Origin of the sequence: Fictibacillus gelatini DSM 15865 (assembly GCF_000430745.1) — a bacterium.
Taxonomy (GTDB): Bacteria; Bacillota; Bacilli; order Bacillales; family Fictibacillaceae; genus Fictibacillus_A; species Fictibacillus_A gelatini.
Window position 1 is genome coordinate 21,890 of the sequence record NZ_AUMP01000041.1, and the last position, 6,200, is coordinate 28,089.

The window sequence follows — 6,200 nt, forward strand, 5'->3', positions numbered from 1 at the left end:
GGTGGAAAATATGACAACGGAACAACAATTAGAACAACATTATGATGAAAGTGATATTCAGGTACTCGAAGGCCTTGAAGCCGTTCGAAAACGTCCGGGGATGTATATTGGATCAACCAATGTAAAAGGACTTCACCATCTTGTATGGGAAATTGTCGATAACTCCATTGACGAAGCTTTAGCCGGGTATTGTGATGAAATTACAATTACGGTTGAAAAAGACAATAGCATTACAGTTGAGGACAATGGACGAGGAATCCCGGTTGGCATCCAGGAAAAAATGGGCCGGCCAGCGGTTGAAGTCATTATGACTGTCTTGCATGCAGGAGGTAAATTCGGCGGGGGCGGCTATAAAGTATCCGGAGGGCTGCACGGAGTTGGTGCCTCTGTAGTAAACGCCCTTTCAAGCTCGTGTGAAGTGACGGTTTATCGTGATGGCAAAGTACATTACCAGGAATACCGCCGCGGTGTACCTGTGGCCGACTTAAAAGTCATTGGTGAAACGGAGAAGCATGGAACGAAAACACATTTCACACCGGATCCAGAAATTTTCACGGAAACGGTTGAATATGATTTCAACACGCTTGCCAGCCGTATTCGGGAATTGGCTTATTTAAACCGCGGGTTAAAAATTAATGCCGTCGACAAGCGCCCTGATGAACCTGTTCGAAAAGAATTCCATTATGAAGGCGGCATTAAGTCATATGTCGAGCATATTAACCGGTCACGCGAAGTGCTTCATGAAGAACCAATTTTTGTTGAAGGGGAAAAGGATGGAATATCGGTTGAAATCGCTCTTCAATACAATGATGGCTTCACGAGCAATATTTATTCATTTGCGAATAACATTAATACTCATGAAGGTGGAACACACGAGTCTGGTTTTAAAACGGCGTTGACCCGCGTAATCAACGATTATGGCCGGAAACATCACATATTTAAAGACAGTGATACGAACTTGACCGGAGATGATGTCCGTGAAGGATTAACGGCCATTATTTCGATTAAACATCCCGATCCGCAATTTGAAGGCCAGACGAAAACAAAATTAGGCAATAGTGAAGCACGAACGATAACGGAGTCCATTTTCGGGGAACATTTTGCGACCTTTATGCTTGAAAACCCGACAGTTGCAAAAAAGATCGTTGAAAAAGGAATGATGGCTTTACGCGCAAGGGTAGCCGCGAAAAAGGCGCGTGAATTGACAAGAAGAAAGAGCGCTTTAGAAGTTTCGTCGCTGCCTGGTAAATTGGCCGACTGCTCGTCAAAAGATGCGGCAATTTCCGAGTTGTACATCGTTGAGGGGGACTCCGCAGGCGGATCGGCAAAACAAGGGCGTGATCGCCATTTTCAGGCGATACTGCCGCTCAGGGGAAAAGTTATTAATGTGGAAAAGGCCCGTTTGGATAAAATTCTTTCCAACAATGAGATTCGAATGATCATTACAGCTCTTGGAACAGGAATTGGGGAAGACTTTGATATTTCTAAAGCCCGTTACCATAAAATTATTATTATGACCGATGCCGATGTAGACGGAGCGCATATCCGCACATTGTTGCTTACGTTTTTCTATCGCTATATGAGGCCGTTAATTGAAAATGGCTATGTATACATTGCCCAGCCTCCTCTTTATAAAGTGCAGCAAGGCAAACGGGTAGAGTATGCCTACAATGACAAGGAATTGGAGAAGATCATCACTACATTCAATCAAAATCCAAAGCCACAACTTCAACGTTATAAAGGTCTTGGAGAAATGAATGCGACCCAACTCTGGGAAACGACGATGGATCCTGAAACAAGGACCCTTCTGCAAGTCGAGTTGAAAGATGCGGTTGAAGCCGATGAAACATTTGAAATTTTAATGGGGGATAAAGTAGAACCCCGTCGCGATTTCATTCAGGAAAACGCACACTATGTTAAAAATCTAGATATTTAAAATAAGGAAACAGGGGATTCCCTGTTTCGCTTTGCTAAAGAGGTAATGGAGGTTAGAATCTATGTCTGAAATGGATCGTTCACGGATCAAAGAAGTAAGTATAAGCACGGAAATGCGTACATCATTCATCGATTACGCAATGAGTGTTATCGTCAGCCGTGCATTGCCGGATGTCCGTGATGGGTTAAAGCCGGTGCACCGCCGTATTCTGTATGCCATGAATGAGCTTGGAATGACCGCGGATAAGGCTTATAAAAAATCAGCACGTATCGTCGGTGAGGTTATCGGTAAATATCACCCGCATGGGGATTCGGCAGTGTATGAATCGATGGTCCGAATGGCTCAGGATTTTAACTTCCGCCACATGTTAGTTGATGGACACGGAAACTTTGGTTCGGTGGATGGTGACTCCGCTGCAGCAATGCGGTATACAGAAGCCAAAATGGCCAAAATTGCTATGGAAATGGTTCGTGACATCAATAAAGATACAATCGATTACAAAGATAATTACGACGGTTCCGAAAAGGAGCCCATCGTTCTCCCTTCCCGTTTTCCGAACTTGCTTGTCAACGGGGCGACGGGGATTGCCGTTGGAATGGCAACCAACATTCCTCCACATCATCTGGGTGAAGTAGTTGACGGTATTCTTGCATTAAGTAAAAATCCCGACATATCTATTCCGGAGTTGATGGAGTATATTCCTGGTCCCGATTTTCCTACAGCCGGCGAAATTTTAGGCCGCGAAGGAATTAGGAAAGCCTACCAGACCGGTCGTGGCTCGATCATTTTACGGGCAAAAGCGGAAATCGAGGAACATGAGAATGGGAAAAGCTCCATCATTGTTACAGAAATCCCTTATCAAGTGAATAAAGCGCGATTGGTCGAAAAAATTGCAGAATTGGTTCGGGACAAGAAAATCGATGGAATTACGGATCTTCGTGACGAATCAGACCGAAACGGAATGCGGATCGTTATTGAAGTGCGCCGAGATGTGAATGCCAATGTGCTGTTAAACAATTTGTATAAGCATACGGCACTGCAAACAAGTTTTGGCATTAACATGCTTGCGCTTGTAGATGGACAGCCAAAAGTTCTAAATTTAAAAGAATGTTTGCATCATTATTTGAAACATCAGCAAGTAGTCATTCGTCGCCGTACGGAATTTGATTTACGTAAAGCCGAAGCAAGGGCTCATATATTAGAAGGGTTAAGAATTGCGCTTGACCACATTGATGAAATTATCGCTCTCATTCGTTCATCTCGGACTACTGATATTGCCCGGGAAGGGTTAATGGAGAATTTTTCATTAACTTATGAACAGGCACAGGCCATTCTGGAAATGCGTTTGCAGCGCTTAACAGGACTTGAAAGAGATAAAATCGAAAACGAGTATAATGAGCTCGTTAAGTTGATCGCAGAACTAAAAGCCATTTTAGCGGATGAAGAAAAAGTTCTTGAAATCATCCGAACAGAGCTTATCGAAATAAAGGAACGTTATAGCGACGAACGTCGGACAACTATAACGGTTGGCTTTAACGCGATTGAAGACGAAGATTTAATCCCACGATCCAACGTTGTTATTACGTTGACGAATAAAGGGTATATTAAACGTCTTCCTATATCGACATACCGTTCACAGCGACGGGGCGGAAGAGGAATTCAAGGAATGGGAACCAATGAAGATGATTTTGTTGAACATCTTTTTACCACGAATTCCCATAACACTCTCCTATTCTTTACAAACAAAGGGAAAGTATACCGTTTAAAAGGTTATGAAGTGCCAGAAATGAGCCGAACGGCTAAAGGTATTCCGATTATTAACCTGCTGCAAATTGAAAAAGAAGAGACGATTTCCGCCGTCATTCCTGTTGAAGAGTTTGATGAGTCTTCTTATTTAAACTTTATGACAAAACAAGGAATTACAAAGCGCTCACCTCTTTCTTCTTTTACCAATATTCGAAAAGGCGGTCTCTTTGCCATTAATTTAAGGGAAGACGATGAACTCATCGAGGTGAAACTGACGGACGGAACGAAAGATATTATTGTCGGTACAAGCCATGGACTGGCGATCCGTTACCATGAGACAGACGTTCGTTCAATGGGCCGATCGGCAACCGGGGTAAAAGCGATTACGTTAAGCGATGATGATTTTGTCATCGGCATGGCTGTTCTTGATGAATCGTTGGATGTCCTGATTGTAACGAAAAAAGGTTACGGAAAACGTACGCCAATGGATGAGTATAGACTTCAGTCGCGCGGTGGAAAAGGAATTAAAACATGCCATATTACAGATAAAAATGGCCCGGTCGTTGCACTTAAAGCGGTAACGGACGAAGAAGATTTAATGGTTATTACAGCTGATGGCATTTTAATCCGAATGAATATTAGTGGAATATCAACAATGGGCCGTAATACACAGGGTGTGAAACTTATTTCGATGAGTGAAGGAAACCAGGTAGCAACGGTGGCCATTGTGGAAAAAGAATCGGAAGAAGAGGAAGACTTACAAGAAGAGTCATTTGATGATCAAGAAACAAATGAATAATTTTTTTGAAAGAGGAAAATAATCATATATTTTCCTCTTTTTTCTTTGTACAATAGAACATATACATTTTAAAGCGGGGAATAACGGAATGAAAATTAAACGATCATTAGCAAAAGAAGGAGACGTATTAGCTGAGGATATTTTTTCAATGACCAATCATCCGATCATGAATAAGCATACGGTTCTAACTGCCAGGCATTTATCTGTTTTAGATCGTTTTCTTATTGAGGAGATCGATATTCTTCGTGATACGGTCAAAACGGAAAAAAGAGAAAAGGAATCAATGAGAAAAAAGGAAGAACAAAACAGCCATGAAATAAAGGATGATTCTTTTGTTTCGATTTATCTTCAAGCGGTAAAAAAATATAAGCTGCTGTTTGAAAATTGGCGGGCCGGCGCTCTCGTAAGTATTCTTGATGTCCGAAATACCATATTTCCGGCAGTTCTAAAAGGAATGGATGATCCGCGCAGCATTTTAATGCTCCATCATTATACAAAGGAAAAGGAATATATTTATTTTCATGCGATTTCTGTTGCCGTATTAAGCGCTTTTTTAGGCAAGCGCCTTAAATTGTCCCGGGGAGATTGTTTGCAATTAGCGCTTGCAGGAGCGTTAATCGACTGTGGGATGGCAAAGGTGTCCTCTAACCTATTACATAAAGAAGGCCCTTTAACTTCTGAAGAAATGAAAGAAATAAAGCAGCATACCATTATGGGCTATAACATGTTAAAAAAAGCAGCGGGAATAAAAGAAGCAGTATTACTTGGAGTACTACAGCATCATGAGCGGGAAGATGGCAGCGGCTACCCACTGGGAAGCAAGGGCGACCACTTGCATAGTTTCAGTAAAATTCTTGCTGTCAGTGACGTTTATTTAGCCATGACAGAAGAACGGCCATACCGGGATAAACAAAGCGGCTTTAAAGTGCTTGAAATGATGATGAATGATCAATTCGGCTGTTTTGACCATCGTGTATTGAATAGCCTTATTGATAGTTTGTCTATTTTCTCCGTTGGGACTCAAGTTAAGTTAACTAATCAAGAAATAGGCGAAATTGTTTTTATTGAACAGGCCTATCCAACACGTCCTATGATCAAGCTAAAAACGTCTCAAGAAATTATTGCATTAAAAAACAGACGTGATTTATTCATTGAAGAGATTTTGTCTTAAAAAGCTATCTAAACGGCTAAATTATTTGAATTTAGTCGTTTTTAAATGAAGAACAATCTTTTTTTGAAAAAAGTATTGACGATAGTCAAGAAAGATGATACATTTATTTAGCTGCTTTGAAACACGAAATTCGACTTAAAAAAAGTTGTTGACGAAGCGGTTGAAGATATGCTAAGATATAAAAGTCGCCAAAACGAGCGACGGAACAAAAAACATCTTAAAATGTTCTTTGAAAACTAAACAAAAGCCAGGTAAGTCAGGGATAAATAAAATCCCGCAATTCTTATTTGAAATGATTGAGCAAGACAAACTTTATTGGAGAGTTTGATCCTGGCTCAGGACGAACGCTGGCGGCGTGCCTAATACATGCAAGTCGAGCGGACGGAAGGAGAGCTTGCTCTCTGGAAGTTAGCGGCGGACGGGTGAGTAACACGTGGGCAACCTGCCTCATAGATGGGGATAACACCGAGAAATCGGTGCTAATACCGAATAATAGAGCGGAGCGCATGCTCCGCGCTTGAAAGTCGGCTTTGAGCTGACACTATGAG

Annotated in this window: 3 protein-coding genes and 1 rRNA gene; all 4 read left to right on the forward strand. The window is 41.7% G+C overall.

Annotation, left to right across the window (positions count from 1 at the left end; genetic code table 11):
* Nucleotides 1-10 precede the first annotated feature (10 nt).
* A complete protein-coding gene (gene gyrB / locus H538_RS0115815) occupies nucleotides 11-1,936 on the forward strand; it encodes a DNA topoisomerase (ATP-hydrolyzing) subunit B (RefSeq protein WP_026678442.1) in 1,926 nt (641 codons plus the stop codon).
* Nucleotides 1,937-1,997: 61 nt separating this feature from the next.
* Nucleotides 1,998-4,481, forward strand: a complete 2,484-nt coding sequence (gene gyrA / locus H538_RS0115820) for a DNA gyrase subunit A (protein WP_026678443.1) — start codon at nucleotides 1,998-2,000, stop codon at nucleotides 4,479-4,481.
* A gap of 88 nt (nucleotides 4,482-4,569) precedes the next feature.
* Nucleotides 4,570-5,652 carry an HD-GYP domain-containing protein gene (locus H538_RS0115825; protein WP_026678444.1) on the forward strand — a complete coding sequence of 361 codons (1,083 nt, stop codon included), beginning with the start codon at nucleotides 4,570-4,572 and terminating at the stop codon, nucleotides 5,650-5,652.
* A gap of 312 nt (nucleotides 5,653-5,964) precedes the next feature.
* Nucleotides 5,965-6,200, forward strand: a 16S ribosomal RNA gene (locus H538_RS0115830); the annotation flags it as partial.